At 31.5% G+C, this 16,562-nt stretch carries 16 protein-coding genes; 14 read left to right on the forward strand and 2 right to left on the reverse strand.

The annotated features are described in order from the left end of the window. Window positions 1-180: 180 nt before the first annotated feature. The 4 genes from HKO22_RS01850 to HKO22_RS01865 all read left to right on the forward strand — a co-directional run bounded on the left by HKO22_RS01850 (window position 181) and on the right by HKO22_RS01865 (window position 4,644). Window positions 181-999 (forward strand): acyl-CoA dehydratase activase, encoded by an 819-nt coding sequence (locus tag HKO22_RS01850; RefSeq protein ID WP_075659591.1) that lies wholly within the window; start codon window positions 181-183, stop codon window positions 997-999. Window positions 1,000-1,019: 20 nt separating this feature from the next. Beyond that, window positions 1,020-2,342, forward strand: coding sequence for a 2-hydroxyacyl-CoA dehydratase subunit D (locus tag HKO22_RS01855; RefSeq protein ID WP_169968145.1), 1,323 nt, complete (start codon window positions 1,020-1,022; stop codon window positions 2,340-2,342). 12 nt (window positions 2,343-2,354) lie between these two features. Beyond that, entirely contained in the window at window positions 2,355-3,503 is a 1,149-nt protein-coding gene (locus HKO22_RS01860) for a 2-hydroxyacyl-CoA dehydratase subunit D (RefSeq protein WP_075659589.1), read from the forward strand. 142 nt (window positions 3,504-3,645) lie between these two features. Next, window positions 3,646-4,644: an ornithine cyclodeaminase family protein gene (locus tag HKO22_RS01865; RefSeq protein WP_169968147.1), complete on the forward strand. Its 999-nt coding sequence runs from the start codon at window positions 3,646-3,648 to the stop codon at window positions 4,642-4,644. A 158-nt stretch (window positions 4,645-4,802) separates the two neighbouring features. Here the strand turns inward: HKO22_RS01865 and HKO22_RS01870 are convergent, their stop codons facing one another. Continuing rightward, entirely contained in the window at window positions 4,803-5,396 is a 594-nt protein-coding gene (locus HKO22_RS01870) for a leucine-rich repeat domain-containing protein (protein WP_169968149.1), read from the reverse strand. 360 nt (window positions 5,397-5,756) lie between these two features. Between HKO22_RS01870 and HKO22_RS01875 the strand changes: the two genes are divergently transcribed. The 5 genes from HKO22_RS01875 to HKO22_RS01895 all read left to right on the forward strand — a co-directional run bounded on the left by HKO22_RS01875 (window position 5,757) and on the right by HKO22_RS01895 (window position 9,982). After that, complete coding sequence (locus tag HKO22_RS01875; RefSeq protein ID WP_169968151.1) at window positions 5,757-6,974, forward strand: poly(R)-hydroxyalkanoic acid synthase subunit PhaE; 1,218 nt, start codon at window positions 5,757-5,759, stop codon at window positions 6,972-6,974. A 169-nt stretch (window positions 6,975-7,143) separates the two neighbouring features. Next, the gene (locus HKO22_RS01880) at window positions 7,144-7,614 is read left to right on the forward strand and encodes a DUF2975 domain-containing protein (RefSeq protein ID WP_169968152.1); all 471 of its coding nucleotides are present in this window, start codon (window positions 7,144-7,146) and stop codon (window positions 7,612-7,614) included. Between the two features lie 8 nt (window positions 7,615-7,622). Next, on the forward strand, window positions 7,623-7,841 hold the full coding sequence (locus tag HKO22_RS01885; RefSeq protein ID WP_075659585.1) for a helix-turn-helix domain-containing protein: 219 nt from the start codon (window positions 7,623-7,625) through the stop codon (window positions 7,839-7,841). Beyond that, complete coding sequence (locus HKO22_RS01890) at window positions 7,834-8,304, forward strand: hypothetical protein (protein WP_169968153.1); 471 nt, start codon at window positions 7,834-7,836, stop codon at window positions 8,302-8,304. Before HKO22_RS01885 ends, HKO22_RS01890 begins: the two co-directional genes overlap by 8 nt. A gap of 193 nt (window positions 8,305-8,497) precedes the next feature. Then, complete coding sequence (locus HKO22_RS01895) at window positions 8,498-9,982, forward strand: aldehyde dehydrogenase family protein (protein ID WP_075659583.1); 1,485 nt, start codon at window positions 8,498-8,500, stop codon at window positions 9,980-9,982. 95 nt (window positions 9,983-10,077) lie between these two features. Here the strand turns inward: HKO22_RS01895 and HKO22_RS01900 are convergent, their stop codons facing one another. Next, on the reverse strand, window positions 10,078-10,773 hold the full coding sequence (locus tag HKO22_RS01900) for a sodium/glutamate symporter (RefSeq protein ID WP_169968254.1): 696 nt from the start codon (window positions 10,771-10,773) through the stop codon (window positions 10,078-10,080). Between the two features lie 146 nt (window positions 10,774-10,919). On the opposite strand from HKO22_RS01900, the gene hisS reads away from it, so the two are divergent. The 5 genes from hisS (at window position 10,920) to HKO22_RS01925 (ending at window position 16,407) form a co-directional block, all read left to right on the forward strand. Beyond that, window positions 10,920-12,227 carry a histidine--tRNA ligase gene (hisS, locus tag HKO22_RS01905; RefSeq protein ID WP_075659582.1) on the forward strand — a complete coding sequence of 436 codons (1,308 nt, stop codon included), beginning with the start codon at window positions 10,920-10,922 and terminating at the stop codon, window positions 12,225-12,227. A gap of 115 nt (window positions 12,228-12,342) precedes the next feature. After that, window positions 12,343-14,166 (forward strand): translational GTPase TypA, encoded by a 1,824-nt coding sequence (typA, locus tag HKO22_RS01910; RefSeq protein WP_075659581.1) that lies wholly within the window; start codon window positions 12,343-12,345, stop codon window positions 14,164-14,166. A 12-nt stretch (window positions 14,167-14,178) separates the two neighbouring features. Beyond that, a complete protein-coding gene (gene cls, locus HKO22_RS01915) occupies window positions 14,179-15,642 on the forward strand; it encodes a cardiolipin synthase (protein WP_169968156.1) in 1,464 nt (487 codons plus the stop codon). Window position 15,643: 1 nt separating this feature from the next. Continuing rightward, window positions 15,644-16,183 (forward strand): M48 family metallopeptidase, encoded by a 540-nt coding sequence (locus HKO22_RS01920; protein ID WP_075659579.1) that lies wholly within the window; start codon window positions 15,644-15,646, stop codon window positions 16,181-16,183. An 8-nt stretch (window positions 16,184-16,191) separates the two neighbouring features. Next, window positions 16,192-16,407 carry a hypothetical protein gene (locus HKO22_RS01925; RefSeq protein WP_075659578.1) on the forward strand — a complete coding sequence of 72 codons (216 nt, stop codon included), beginning with the start codon at window positions 16,192-16,194 and terminating at the stop codon, window positions 16,405-16,407. Window positions 16,408-16,562 lie beyond the last annotated feature (155 nt).

Genomic DNA, 16,562 nt, shown 5'->3' on the forward strand with positions numbered 1-16,562 from the left:
GCGATATATTTGTTTACTATAAGTAAATTTTACTTTTTAAAAGTAATAAATAGTAAAACATAAAAACTCTTAAAACATTGGAAATTCAAGTATCTCGGCTTGTAAATTTTGACAAAGATACATAATTATAGTAGAATTAAATAGAGAAAGATATTTTTGTTAAATTAAAGAGGAGATTGTATGGCAGAAGCTATTTATACAATGGGAGTTGACATTGGCTCAACTGCCTCAAAGAGTATTATTTTAAAAGATGGTAAAGAAATTATTTCAACTTCTGTTATTGATGTAGGAGCTGGAACAAGCGGTCCATCAAGAACAATTAGTGAGACTCTTAAAAAGGCTAACATGAAAAAAGAGGACATTGCCTATGTCATGGCAACTGGTTATGGTAGAGCTTCTCTTGAGGAAGCGGACTTCCAAATGTCTGAACTTTCTTGTCACGCAAAGGGGGCTTACTTCTTATTTCCTAATGTTCGCACAATTATTGATATTGGTGGACAAGATGCCAAGGCTTTAAAAATTGGAGACAATGGCATGCTTGAAAACTTTGTTATGAACGATAAATGTGCCGCAGGTACTGGAAGATTTTTGGATGTAATTGCAAAGGTTCTTGAAGTTGATGTTTCTAAGCTTGAAGAGTTAGATAAATTGTCTACAAAAGATGTAACTATTTCTTCTACTTGCACAGTTTTTGCTGAATCTGAAGTTATTTCGCAACTTGCAAGTGGAACTAAGATTGAAGATATAGTTAAGGGGATTCACGACTCCATTGCTGCAAGAGTTGGTTCTCTTGCAAAAAGAGTTGGATTAAATGACGATGTAGTATTCACAGGAGGTGTTGCTCTTAACGAGGGTATGGTTAGAGCTCTTGAAGAAAACACTGGACATAAGATATTGACTTCACCACTATGTCAGCTAAATGGTGCACTAGGAGCGGCACTATTTGGATATCAAAAATGTAAATTGCAAAAAATAAAAGAAGAAAAGGCTAATGCATAATTTATTTTAGGAGGTAAACTATGGCTGAACAAATTAAAAAGATACCTGGTAAAAAACCAAGACCAATCGAAGGACATATCCCAGCAGCTCAAGCTCTAAGAAATGTTGTTGATAGAGTTTATGGAGCAGCATGGGATGCAAAAAAAAGAGGAGAACTAGTTGGATGGTCATCATCTAAATTCCCTATTGAACTTGCAAAGGCTTTTGGATTACACGCAGTATATCCAGAAAACCATGCAGCTACTACTGCAGCTAAAAAGGACGGTCTAAGACTTTGCCAAGCTGCTGAAGATATGGGATACGATAACGATATTTGTGGTTATGCAAGGATTTCGCTTGCTTATGCAGCTGGAGAACCAACTGATTCAAGAAAGATGCCACAACCAGATTTTGTACTTTGCTGTAACAATATTTGTAACATGATGACTAAATGGTATGAAAATATTGCAAGAATGCATAATATTCCAATGATAATGATCGATATTCCTTTCCAAAATACTGTTGATGTACCTGAAGAAAAAGTTGACTATTTAATGGGACAATTTGAATATGCTATTCACCAACTTGAAAAATTAACTGGAAAGAAATTTGATGAAAAGAAATTTGAAGAAGCATGTCAAATTGCTAATAGAACAGCTGCTGCATGGCTTAAAGCTTGCTCTTATATGGCATATGAACCATCTCCACTTTCTGGATTTGACCTATTCAACCACATGGCAGATATAGTTGCTGCAAGATGTGAAATTGATGCAGCTGAAGGATTTGAACTTCTAGCAGCTGAATACGAGCAATCTGTTAGAGAAGGAACTTCAACTTGGGAATATCCTGAAGAACATAGAATTCTATTTGAAGGGATACCTTGTTGGCCAGGACTTAGACAATTGTTTGAACCACTAAAACAAAATGGAGTTAACGTAACTGCAGTTGTATATGCACCTGCATTTGGATTCCAATACACTACTGTTAGAGAAATGGCTGCAGCTTATTGTAAAGCACCTTGTTCAGTATGTATCGAAGATGGTGTTGAATGGAGAGAAACAATGGCAAAAGAAAACGGAGTTTCTGGAGCACTTGTTAATTACAACAGATCATGTAAACCATGGTCAGGAGCAATGCCTGAAATCGAAAGAAGATGGAGAGAAGATCTTGACATTCCAGTAGTTCACTTTGACGGAGACCAAGCTGATGAAAGGAACTTCTCACAAGAACAATACAAGACTAGAGTTCAAGGCTTAGTAGAAATTATGAACGAAAGAAAAGCTGATAGAATTGCTAAAGGCGAAGAAGTCTACACTAATTTCGAAAACACTAAAGAAACTGACTGGTCTAAAACTACAATTTAATTGAGGTGCAAGATGACTGATATAAAAGAATTATTAAAAGAATTTAAATATATTGCAGAAAATGGAAGAGAACAAATTGACAAATACCTTGCTGAAGGCAAAAAAGTTGTCGGCGTATTCCCTTACTACGCACCTGAGGAAATTATTTATGCAGGTGGACTTGTACCTTATGGAGTATGGGGAGGACAAGGTCCAATTGACAAAGCTAAAGAATATTTTCCAACATTCTATTATTCACTAGCTCTTAGATGTTTAGAAATGGGACTTGATGGATCTCTTGATGGACTTAGTGCATCAATGGTTACAACTCTTGACGACACTTTACGACCATTCTCTCAAAACTATAAGGTTTCTGTTGGTAGAAAAATTCCAATGGTATTTTTAAACCACGCACAACATAGAAAAGAAGACTTTGGTAAAACTTACAATGCAAAAATCTTTAAACAAGCTGCAAAAAGATTAGAAGAAATTTGTGATGTTAAAATTACAGATGAAAATCTAAAGAAAGCTTTTGAAGTTTATAATGAAAATAGAGCTTTAAAGAGGGAATTCATCAAATTAGTTGGAGATTATTCAAAGACTATAAAAGCCTCTGACAGATGTAATGTTCTAAAATCTTCTTACCACATGTTAAAAGATGAACACAATAAAATGCTTAAAGAGCTTATAGAAGCCTTAAAGGCAATGCCAAAAGAAGAATGCACAGGACCAAGAGTAGTAACTTCTGGTATTATCGCTGACAACCCAGCACTTCTTGAAGTACTTGACAACTTTAACATTTGTGTAGTAGCAGATGACATTGCAAGTGAATCAAGAGGACTTAAAGTTGATGTAGATACATCAATAGAAGATCCATATATGGCTCTAGCAGATCAATTTGCAAGAATGGACGAAGATCCAATTCTTTACGACCCAGATATATGGAAGAGACCAAAATATGTTGTTGACTTAGCAATTGATAACAATGCTGATGGATGTCTAGTATTTATGATGACATTTAATGATACAGAAGAAATGGAATATCCATCACTTAAAAATGCTTACGAAAAAGCAGGCATTCCTCTAATTAAAATGGGTTATGACCAACAAATGACTGACTTTGGTCAAGCTAAAACTCAACTTGAAACATTTAGCGAAATGGTTGAGCTTAACAGAATGTAATAAAAATTAAAATAAATTTTTGACGTCGAGTAATCGACGTCTTTTTTATTATTTTTAAACTTTACGTTTCATTTGTTATAATAAAAGATATAGAAAAAACTTTGGAATACTAAAATAAAAAATATTTGGAGAGAAGGTTGAAATGGAAATTTTAATTTTAAAAGAAAGAGATATTTTGGATGCTGTAAATATAAAAGACATTATTGAGGCAGATAAAGAGGCACTAAAAAATTATAGTGATGGAAAGTGCGATATCCCTCTTAGGACTGTAATAGACGTTGATAAGAAAAATTCTAGCACGGCAATTTTTATGCCAGGGCTTGTAGAAGATAAGAATGCCCTTGGCATAAAAATAATCGACATATATCCACAAAATATTGAAAAAGGCTTAATTACATCACCATCAACAATGATCTTAATAGATAAAGAAAATGGATTTGTAAAGGCAATTTTAGACGGAACGATTTTGACTAGACTCCGCACTGGAGCAGTCTCAGGTGCTGCTACGGAAATTTTATCAAATAAGGATGCAAATAAATTTTTGCTCATAGGAACTGGAGGACAAGCAGAAAGGCAACTTGAAGCAGTGCTATCAGTTAGAAAAATTAAAAAAGCTTATGTGTACGATTTAAATTTTGAAAGAGCAAAAGAATTTGCAAAAATCATGGAGGAAAAATTAAAAAATTATGGTGCGGAAATTATTGCAATAGAAAATTCTGAAGAAGTAATAGGAGATGTAGATATCATCACAACTGTTACTACTTCAAAAAAACCAGTTTTTGACGGCAGAAAAGTTAAAAAAGGCGTTCATATAAATGGAGTTGGATCTTACACACCTGATATGCAAGAAACCCCAGAAGAATTTTTAATTCGTGCCGATAAAATTTTTACGGACACAAATGAAGGGGTATTAAAGGAGTCTGGCGATGTAATAATTCCAATTAAATCGGGAAAATTAAAAAGAGAGAAAGTTTCACATGAACTTGGAAGCTTAATTTTAAGTAGAGAAGTTGGTAGAGAAAGTGAAAAGGAAATCACTTGGTTTAAAACTGTAGGATTTGCAGGACTTGATTTAGTAGCTGCTGAAAGAATTTATGAATTAGCACTAGAAAAAGGAATTGGGACAAAAATAAAAATGTAGTTTTAAAATTTAATTTAAAATAAAAGAACTGCCACAGTTTGAACGGACCCCAAAAGTTGGACTAAAAAACCAACTTAAGGAGGTCACCACAGTTCAGTGTGACAGCTCTTTTATTTTAAAACTGATATTTTTAAAGCAAGAGTTAAAGATAAATTTTATTATACTCTTTTAACAACAGTATTTTCTTCGAATGCTCTTTCGTCAAATTTTTCCATATCAGCTGGTACTTCTACTTCCATTATATTATTTTTTCTGAAAGCATACATGTCAATTTCCTTGATATTTTTAGGTAATTTAATTTCTTCAAGTTTGTTTTTGTAGAAAGCACTTACGCCAATAAATTCAACTGAATCAGGAATTTCAATTTCTCCAATTTCATTTAGAGAAAAAGCATTATCGCCAATGTATTCTAAATTTTTAGGTAATTTAACATCAGTCAATTTGTTTCTATAAAATACAAAAGCATCAAGTTTTTTAACTGAATCAGGAATTTCTACTTCAGTTAAATTATTAACTCCAAAAGCTTCATATTGAATTTCTTCAACAGTATCTGGAATTACAATAGAATTAAGCTTTCTTCTGAAAAAGCATTGCTCTCCTATAACTCTAATTTTAGTTCCATCTGGTCCTTCTGTAGGCACTACCATATCAAATAATTCTTCATTTTTGATCTTGTCTTTGCCCTTTCTCGTCATGCCCTTAAGCACATCGCCATCAAATATAAAATCGTCAAACTCCCAAGGTTTTTCCATAATATGTATCCCCCTCTACATAAATTTTTCTTAATTATATTATAACATAGTGGCGAGAATTTATAAAGGAAGGTTGTAAAATAGAGAAAGGATGAACATTTTTCATAAATAAAAAGAAGTTTTTTACTAAAAGATTGAATTAAATAAAATTTGTTACTAAATATAAATAATAGATTGTTTATTGGGTAATATATCTTATATAAGAAGAAATTAAATTTAATTTGTGTCAAGAAAATGTAAAATTTAAAATATTTTTAAGGAAAAGGTAGTCATAATTTGACTATATAAAAAAATGTCGTTATAATTTATCTAAGTAAAATATTAAGATAATAGTGGAATAGTGTTTAAAAGGAGGAAAAAATGGAAAACAAAAATTTTTTTGAAGAAATAGTGGATATGCAAAAAAATATTTTTGAAAATCAAAAGGAAGCTTATAACAAATTTATGGAATCTTTTAAGTTCGGAGACTTCAAGCCCTTTGGTACGAATATGTTTGTAAATAATTTTAAAAATCCAATGGAATTTTTCAATAATTATAAGGAAATGAATGAGAAGTTTGAAAAAAATTTTAAAGAATTCTTTTCAAAAGTGCCGGGATATGAAGATTCACTGGAAAATTACAAGAAAAACATGGAATTTTTGAATAAACTTTACTTTGCTTACGACGATTTTTACAGAGATTTTGATCTTGTGGCTGCACAAAATAAACTAATTGAATTGTTTAAATTATATAGCGATGAATTAGTTGAAATGTCCAAAAAATATTTTTATAAATTAATTCCAGATAGTTATTACAGAATTCTTGAAAACTTTAATTTCGAAAAATTCATTAAACCAGTTATTGAAAATTCAAAGAGATCTATTGATTTTTATGAAAATGCCATAAAAAACAGACCAGAACTTTTAATTGCAGATGTAAGAGATTTTTATCAAGGAATTTTAGACAAAATCTTTGAAATGCCAACTATTGGTGTAAGCTCTGAAGAAAAGGAAAAGTCAAAGAGGGAATTACAAAATTATATTGACCTTGAACTTAAACTTTTAGAATTTAACTTATTCCTTGAAAAGAAAAATCAAGAAACAGCATTGAAGGCACAAAGAACTTATATAGATGGACTTGAAACTGAAGCTTCATTAGAGGATTTTGCAGATTTTTACAATTTCTATATTAACAATTTTGAAAAAGCTTATAAAGAACTTGTTAATTCAGAAGAATACAAGGAAAAAGCACAAGAAATTTTAGATATAGTTGAAAAGAACAAAGAAGCTTATAAGGAAAGACTTGTTGAAAAATTAGCAGATCTTCCAATTGTTACTGAAAAGGACGCAGAAAATTTAACTAGTGAAGTTGAAGGACTTACTAAGAAATTTGACGATGAAAAAAGAGCAAAAACAAACCTAGAAAGAAAAGTTACTAAGATTAAAACAGATTCTGAAAAAGAAATTAAAGCTCTTAAAGAAGAAGTAGAAAAATTAAAAGAAGAAAACGCAAAGAAAAAAGTGGAAGCTGATGAAGCAGTTAAAAAAGAAATCGAAGAATTGAAGAAAGAAATAGCTGCTCTTAAAAAAACTAAGTAAAATAATCAGTAAAATAATCAAATAGAAAAAATCTTCTCCTAAAAAGTCTGTGGAATAATTCTGCAGACTTTTTTTATTTCTATTTTTACAATATTTTTATCGAAAAACAACAAATATTTATTGTAAAACATAAAACACCATGATATACTTATGACAAAGGGAGGTAATTATGAAATCGCTTAGAGTTAAATTTATAGAATTACTTTTAATTATTGCAATTGTAATTTTGACTATGGCATCCTATGGAATTTTTAAATTTGCAAAGCTAATGGGACAAATATATCCCATGTTTATGAACATGAAATATCCCATGTTATTTTTGTGCGAAGGGATAATTTTGGCATTAATTATTGCAATTTTATTTGGACTTTTTGCTCTAAAAAAGTATGAGAGGAATAGTGTTTTTGAAAAGGGAACACTATTTGACCTCCAAGTTATCGCTTTATGTTTTATTGGAATTTTTTTCCTTTCAATTCTTTCGATAGTTTACACGAATTTTAACCTAGATGGCTCGATCACAAATTTAATTTTCATTGGTTGTGGGACTTTATCCATGTTAATTGCACAAATTTTTCTCCTTTTATGTGATCTGATAAAAGAAGGTATTGTCTTAAAAGAAGAAAATGATCTTACGATTTGAGGTGAATCATGGGTAAAATAGTTGTTGATTTAGATGTTGAACTTGCAAAAAATAAAATGACTCTAACAGAATTATCTGATCGTATAGGTATAACTATTGCAAATTTATCTATTTTAAAGACGAATAAGGCAAAGGCAATAAGATTTTCCACTCTTTCAGAAATTTGTAGAGTTTTAAATTGTGAAGTTGGCGATATTTTAAGGTATCAAGGTGATAAAGATGAGTGATAAAAGGTTTAAAAGAGTTTTGATTTTAATCTTTGTGATTTTTCTCGGATTAATTCCTGTTTTATTTTTATTTTCCGACAATAGAGAACAGTCTGTGAAAGAAGTGGAAAATGAGTTTAAAATAAAATTTCCACCTAGCGTAAAAAGAATTAGAGAACTTAAAAAGGAACCGAGTTTTCACGGAGATGGCGAAGCTGCAATTTTATTTTCTGTAGATAAAAATGATATTGATAAAATAAAAAGTGAACTGAAAGATTGTAAAGTTGAAGGGGAGGTCGAAAAAATTGATGCGATAGAAACTTGTTATAATAGTGTTAAGAGGAGAGGATTTGATACTTCCATAGATTTAAGTAATGAAAAATATTTTAAGTCAACTAATAATACTAATCCATATGGAAATTACATCGTCCTTGTAATCGACAATGAGAAGTGCGAGATTTTATTTTTAAAAGGGGATACTTGATAAAAAAGACCGACATGGTCTTTTTATTTTTATAAGTTTACATTTTAACAAAAATTTTTCCACAGTGTAAAACATCGTTAAAAAATAATCTATTATTAAAATATAAGCATTATGCGTTTTAAATTAATTATGAGGGGTATTTTTTATATGTAAGCTTTTTATGATGTATTAAATTAAAAGTAAGGAGTGTATTATGAGTAAACCAAAAATTAATTTAGATAAAAAATATGGACTATTTATTGGTGGAGAATTTGTCCAAGGAGAAAGTGGAGAAATGCTTGATGTATATTGTCCAGCTGATGGTGAACTTTTATCAAGCATTACACAAGCATCTGAAAAGGATGTTGACAATGCAGTTGAAGCTGCTTGGGAAGGGTTCAAAGAGTATAAGAAGACTAATAGATATGAAAGAGCAAAAATTTTAAACAAAATTGCAGATATAATTGATGAAAATGCTGAACATCTTGCAATGGTTGAGACATTAGACAATGGCAAGCCAATTAGAGAAACTCGAAATATAGATATTCCACTAGCATCTGAACACTTTAGATATTTTGCAGGTGCAATTTTAGCGGAAGAGGGAACTGCAAATGCAATTGATGAAAACACGCTTTCAATAGTTCTTCGTGAGCCACTTGGAGTTGTAGGTCAGATTATTCCATGGAATTTTCCATTCTTGATGGCAGCGTGGAAATTATCCCCAGCTCTTGCAGCGGGAGATGCAGTTGTAATTAAACCATCTTCAACAACTTCACTTTCACTTCTTGAGTTAATGAAGTTAATTAAAGATGTTGTGCCAAAGGGAGTTATAAATGTTATAACTGGCTCTGGTTCAAAATCTGGCGAATATTTGCAACATCACAAGGGACTTTCTAAACTTGCTTTTACTGGTTCAACTGAAGTTGGATACAAAATTGCAAGTGCCGCAGCAGATGGATTAATTCCTGCAACATTAGAGCTTGGTGGAAAATCAGCAAATATCTTTTTTGATGATTGCGACATGGATCTTGCAATAGATGGACTTGCTATGGGAATTTTGTTTAATCAAGGTCAAGTATGTTGTGCAGGTTCAAGAGTTTTTGTTCACGAAAATATTTACGATGAATTTATTGAAAGGGCAATTAAAAAGTTTGAAAATATTAAAGTTGGACTTCCTTGGGAAGAAGATACTCAAGTTGGTGCACAAGTAAATAAAGCTCAAATTGAAAAAGTTTTAGGCTATGTTGAAATTGCTAAGAAAGAAGGCGCAACAATTGCTGTTGGTGGCGAAAGGGCTACAAAGAATGGTACAGAAAAGGGATACTTTACAATGCCAACTCTTATAACAAATGCAAGTAATGATATGAAAGTTGCAAGAGAAGAAATTTTTGGACCAGTTGCTGTTGTAATTAAATTTAAAGATGAAGATGAAGTTATAAAAATGGCAAATGATTCAGAGTATGGTCTTGCAGGTGCTGTTTGGACTAAGGACATCAATAGGGCAATTAGGGTTGCTAGAGGAATTGAAACTGGAAGAATGTGGGTTAACACTTATAACCAACTTCCTGCAGGAGCACCTTTTGGTGGATATAAAAAATCTGGCATAGGTAGAGAAACCCATAAGATGATGCTTGATGCTTATTCACAAGTTAAAAATATTTTCATAAATATTTCTGAAAAGCCATCAGGACTTTATTAATACAAAATAAAAAGTAAAATATAAAAGGGGCTAGTAGTCTAAACTATAGCCCTTTTAAAATGTTTTAATTTAATTTTATAAATATAATTCTTTAATTACATACCTGCACCCATTTTTGTAGCTATGTCTAAGAAAGTAGTAATAATAATGGCATTAGATAAGTTACTTATAAATCCACCTATTACTGGTACTACAAAGAATGCTAGCCTTGAATATCTATATTTGTCGCAAACAGTTTTCATCGTAGTCATAGATACGGGAACTGCACCAAGGCCAAAGCCTAAGTGACCTACTGCCATAACTGCAGCATCGTAGTTTTTACCAAGTAATCTAAATGTTAAGAAGTAAATAAATATTAGTATTAGGATAACTTGTGCAATTAGTAGAACCATTAATTGTGGACCTAAATCTGCAAGTTGCCATAACTTCATAGTTACAATTGACATTGATACGAAAAGAGCTAGAGAAAAATCTCCAACTGTATCAATTGCTTCTAGCAAGCTATCATTAACTCTATGGCTTTTATCTAGAAACAATCTCACTAGTATTCCCCCGAGCATACAACAAACATGTATAGGAATATTCACACTTGTTTGTTTAAGTGCTAAGAAGAATAATTGTCCAATACCGCATGCAAGTACTAATAGATTTACAGCTGATATAATATGATTTTTTTTCATAAAAAGTTCCTTTGCAGTATCAACTATTGATCCAGTTTTAGTTTCAGTTTCTTGCCAATTAAGGTTAAATTTTTTAACGAAGAAATTACCAACGGGTCCTCCAAAAGAAATTTATATTTAGATTTTGTAATTAAGGATTATACATATATTAATGAAACACACTTTTCTTTAATAATTAACAAAAGTACAAAAAGCAAAGATTATGTGATAAAATAAAAATTATAAGAAATACTAATAATAAAAAGAGGAGTGATATCATGAGTATAGTTAAACCTTCAACCCTTCCGGGATTTATGGAACTACTCCCAAAGGATCAAATGCTTTTTAACGAGATGAGAGATATAATAAGAGAAAATTTTGAAAAACATGGTTTTTTGCCAATAGACACGCCAGTTATAGAAAAATCTGAAGTTCTACTAGCAAAGGGTGGCGGAGAAACTGAAAAACAAATTTATAGATTTAGCAAGGGCGACACTGACATGAGCCTTAGATTTGATCTAACAGTCCCATTAGCGAGATACACCGCAGAACACATGAACGACCTATCCTTTCCCTTTAAAAGATATCAAATAGGAAAGGTGTATAGAGGTGAAAAAGCTCAAAAGGGACGTTTTAGAGAGTTTTACCAATGCGATATTGATACAATTGGAATGGGAGAGCTTTCTCTTGTAAATGATGCAGAATTTCCAGTTGTAATATATCATACATTTAAGGATTTAGGATTTACTGATTTTACAATTCACATCAATAATAGAAAGATTTTAAAGGGCTTTTTTGCTTCTCTTGGCATTGAAGACTCAATGAATGTTTTAAGAGTTGTAGATAAAATCGACAAAATTGGCGAAGAAAATGTCTTATCTGAACTTACAGAACTTGGCGTGGAGAAAAAATCCGGCGAAAAAATTTTAGATTTTATAAAAATTAGGGGAAGCGTAGACGACATTATTAAATCATTAGAAGACTTAAAGATTGAAAATGAAATTTTTCTTGAAGGGCTTGACGAAATAACACAAGTAATTGGTTATATGAGGGATTTTGGAATTGATGAAGATTGTTTTGACATTGATTTAAAAATTGCAAGGGGATTAGATTATTACACTGGCACAGTTTATGAAACTACCCTTGATAATTATCCAAATATTGGATCAGTTTGTTCTGGTGGAAGATATGAAGACCTTGCAAGTTACTACACAGATAAAGTTCTTCCTGGAGTTGGACTTTCCATTGGGCTTTCAAGACTTTTCTATCAATTAAATGAAGCAAAAATTATTTCTAGTGAAGAAAAATCTCTAGTGGATCTTTTAATAATTCCAATGGACGACTGTATACATGAGGGAATAAAATTACTCAGTGAATTAAGGGAAAAGGGACTAAAAGTTTCTGTATACACAGAATTTGCAAAGTTAAAGAAAAAATTCAAGTACGCCGATCAAACTAAGGTCGATTATGTAATTGTCCTTGGCGAAGAGGAAGTAAAGAGTAGAAGATACAGTTTAAAAAATATGAAGAGCGGAGATCAAGTTGAAGTTTCCTTTGATGAACTAGTTGAAAAATTTAAAAATTAATAGGGACTAATTTTAATAGAATCCCAAATTATACAAGAAAAGCTGCAACTTTTGTTGCACTTTTTTTTATTTAAGATTAAAATAGGATAGAAGTTTGAAGAAATGAGATGAGATTTTGAAAAGAGAAGATATTAGAAATATAGCAATTATTGCCCATGTCGATCATGGCAAGACTACACTTGTAGATGCACTGCTAAGACAATCAGGAATTTTTAGAGAAAATCAACAAGTAAACGACAGAGTTATGGACTCCAATGACATTGAAAGGGAAAGAGGTATTACTATCCTTTCCAAAAATACTGCCGTAAATCACAATGGTGTTAAGATCAACATAATTGATACTCCAGGACACGCTGACTTTGGGGGAGAAGTTGAACGTGTGTTAAAGATGGTTAATGGCGTAGTTTTATTAGTTGATGCCTTTGAAGGTCCAATGCCACAAACTAAATTTGTTCTGAAGAAAAGTTTTGAGCTAAACCTTCCGGTAATTGTCTGCATAAACAAAGTGGATAGACCAGAAGCGAGACCTCTTGAAGTGGTAGATGAGGTTCTAGATTTATTTATTGAACTTGGAGCAGATGGAGACATATTGGACTGTCCCTTTGTATTCACATCAGCAAAACAAGGTGTGGCTGCACTTGATTTAGATGATAAGATGGAATCCATGGATCCACTTTTTGAAACTATTATTAAGTACATTCCAGCACCAGAAAATAGAGATGATGAACCTTTTAAACTATTGATTTCAACAATTGACTACAATGAATACGTTGGAAGAATTGGTATTGGAAAAATTGAGCAAGGTGTTATAAAAGAAAATGACAAGCTTGTTAGAGTAAATAAATTAAAACCTGACTTCAAAGAAAATATTAAGATTGCACAAATTTATGAATTTGAGGGTCTAAATAGAGTAGAGGTTAATTCATCGAGATCTGGATCCATTGTTGCAGTTACGGGAATAGAAGGAATCAACATTGGAGATACTATTACATCAACTGAAGACACTGAAGGACTTGAATTTGTAAAAATTTCTGAGCCAACTATTTCTATGAATTTTTCTGTAAATAATTCACCTTTTGCAGGAAGAGTTGGCAAATTCTTGACATCTAGACAAATCAAAGCTAGACTTAATCGAGAACTACAAACGGATGTAGGACTAAGAGTTGAAGAAACTGATACTACGGATTGTTTCAAAGTAAGTGGTAGAGGAGAACTTCACCTTTCTGTACTAATTGAAAATATGAGACGTGAAGGTTACGAATTTCAAGTTTCTAAACCACAAGTTCTCTATAAATATGACGAAAAGGGTAAAAAACTTGAACCAACTGAAAGAGTTACTATTGATGTAGATAGTGTTTATGCTGGAACTGTAATAGAGAAGCTTGGAAGAAGAAAGGGAGAACTTGTAAATATAGTTGAACCTAATGGTGGCTATCAAAGACTTGAGTTCATAATTCCGTCAAGAGGACTTATTGGTTATAGAACAGAATTTATGACTGATACAAAGGGAAGTGGAATTTTAAATTCTATATTCGAAGATTATGTACCCTTTAAGGGCGAGATTCCAAGAAGAGTTAATGCATCAATTGTATCCTTTGACACAGGTGTTGCGTCAACTTATGGACTTAATAATGCACAGGAACGTGGAACTTTATTTGTAGAGCCAGGCGAGAATGTATATGAAGGTCAAGTTGTCGGCGAATCTCCAAAGGGAATTGAAATAGAAGTTTCTGTTACAAAGGCAAAAAAACAAACTAATGTCAGAGCTTCGGGTTCTGATGATGCCTTAAGACTTTCTCCAGTTAAGAAGATGAGTCTTGAAGAAGCCCTTGAATTTATTGAGGATGACGAATTAATAGAAATAACGCCAAGGGAATTTAGACTTAGAAAGAAAATTTTAGATTCACAACAAAGATATAAATCAAAGAAAAATAAATAATAGAGGTGTTTTATGCTTAATACCTATTTTGGAATGTTAAAAAACTTTGCTCAGGTTTATTCATTCCTATTTATAGCAAATGTATTAATTTCAGCATTCATAGTTTTATACGACAATAAAAAGCCAGTTTCCACACTACTTTGGGTAATGGCTATAAACTTTTTGCCAGTAATAGGATTTATATTATATCTATTTATAGGGCAGGATATTTCAAAATCTAAGATATTTGCTGGAAAAAGCACAGCCGATAAAATTTTGGAAAAGGAATCAGTGGCACAACTTAAAGTTATAAAAGATGGTACCTTTGTTTACTCAAAGGAGAGGACAAAGAATCACGTTGACATGATTGAAATGTTTAATCGTGCAGAAGGGGAAATTCTTTACACAAATAATAGAGTAAAAAAATACAATGAAGGTAAAAGCAAATTCAAAGATTTATTTGAGGATTTGAAGAATGCAAAACACACAATTTATGTACAGTATTATATTTATAAGTCTGATGAACTTTCCACTGAATTTACAAATATACTAAAAGAAAAGGCAATAGAAGGTTTAGACGTCTATCTTTTAATTGATGGAATGGGCATTAGAAAGATGAAACTAAGGGATAGAAAAGATTTAAAAAAAGCAGGAGTAAAGCTTGCTATATTCTTTCCAGGGGTTTTTTATAAAATTAACACCCATATAAATTATAGAAATCACAGAAAAATTGTAGTAATAGACAAGAGAATTGGCTATGTAGGCGGTTTTAATGTCGGGGATGAATATGTATCAAAGGGACCAATGGGATTTTGGAGAGACACACATCTTAGAATTGAGGGGCCAGCAGTAAATGGACTTGCATGGAGATTTTTTTTGGATTTTAAATTTGCATCAGATGATTATACAAAGGGATTTACCACAGAACTTTTTCCCGAAATAGAAGATGGAATTGACATAAATATTGTAACAAGTGGGCCAGACACCAAGGCAGATTCCATAAGAAATGGATACGAAAAGTTAATAACATCAGCTAGAAAGGAAATATATATTCAAACACCATACTTCGTACCCGATGAAGGACTTTTAAAAGCCTTAAAGGTTGCGGCATTAAGTGGAGTTCAGGTACATCTAATGTTTCCAAAAAAGAGAGATCATATCTTTGTACATTGGGCATCTCTTTCCTTTATGGGAGAACTTTTAAAATGGGGAGCACATGTATATCAATATGAAGGTGGATTTCTTCACACAAAAATAGTTATATCAGACGATTATCTATCAAGTGTTGGTACTGCAAATTTCGACATAAGATCCTTTGAATTAAATTTTGAAGTAAATGCCTTTTTATATGACGAAGAATTAAATAAAAAATTAAAGGAAGACTTTAAAGAAGATTTAAAATCTTGTATAGAAATAACTCCAGAGATGTATAATAATAGATCGAGATTCACTAAGTTTAGAGAGTCAATATCAAGACTATTGTCTCCACTTTTATAAAATGGAAATAGAAATAAATAGAAAAGACATAAAAAATCTTCGAATAAAAGTAGAAGATGGTATAATAAAAGTATCAGCACCAAAAAGGACAAGTGAAAGAGAAATAAAGAGTATTATAAAAAATAATTTAGATACAATTGAAAGACTAAAGGAAGAGGACTCATATAAAAAGAGGTACAAAAATCACTTGTTTGGCGAAAAAATAGAAGTAAAATCTGAAAAAGAAATAGAAAAAATTTATCGATTAGAACTAGAAAAAGCACTAGATAATATTTTTGAAAAATATGAAAAAATTACGGGACTTTCGCCAAAAACAGTTCAAATAAGAAAGATGAAAGTAAGATGGGGTACATGTTATCCAAAAAGTGGGGACATAAAGATAAATTTATATCTTGCAGAAAGACCAATTGAACAAATTGAAGCTGTGGTGCTACACGAACTTGTGCATTTAAAATATTTTTATCACGATGAAAAATTTATTAATGAGTGTAAAAAGTATATGCCAAATTATGAAGAAATTGAAAGAGAGCTAAAGAGATAGGTGATAAAATGAAAAAGGCATTGAAAATATTAGCAATAATTGCAATAGTGATAATACTCATGAAACTATTTAATATTTCAATATTTATTGGCAATCAAAAAATAGATAAACACCTAATTATTCAAAGCGTAAGGAATTTTAACCTTGGTGACCTCTTTGACAAAATATCAAATTTTTTAAATGAACTTGTATCTGGTATAAAGAAGGCAGTAAATAGTTTATAAAAGAAAGCCTTTGAACTGACCGCCAAAAGTTGGACTAAAGCCAACTAGGGAGGTCAGTTTTTTTATGGAAAATATATTAATAATATAAATTTATAAAAAAATTTTAAAAATCAAAGGTTTTCATGAAAATTTAGCCTTGTCTTTTGCAAAACTAT

The organism is Peptoniphilus faecalis (genome assembly GCF_012976305.1).
Classification (GTDB): domain Bacteria; phylum Bacillota; class Clostridia; order Tissierellales; family Peptoniphilaceae; genus Peptoniphilus_A; species Peptoniphilus_A faecalis.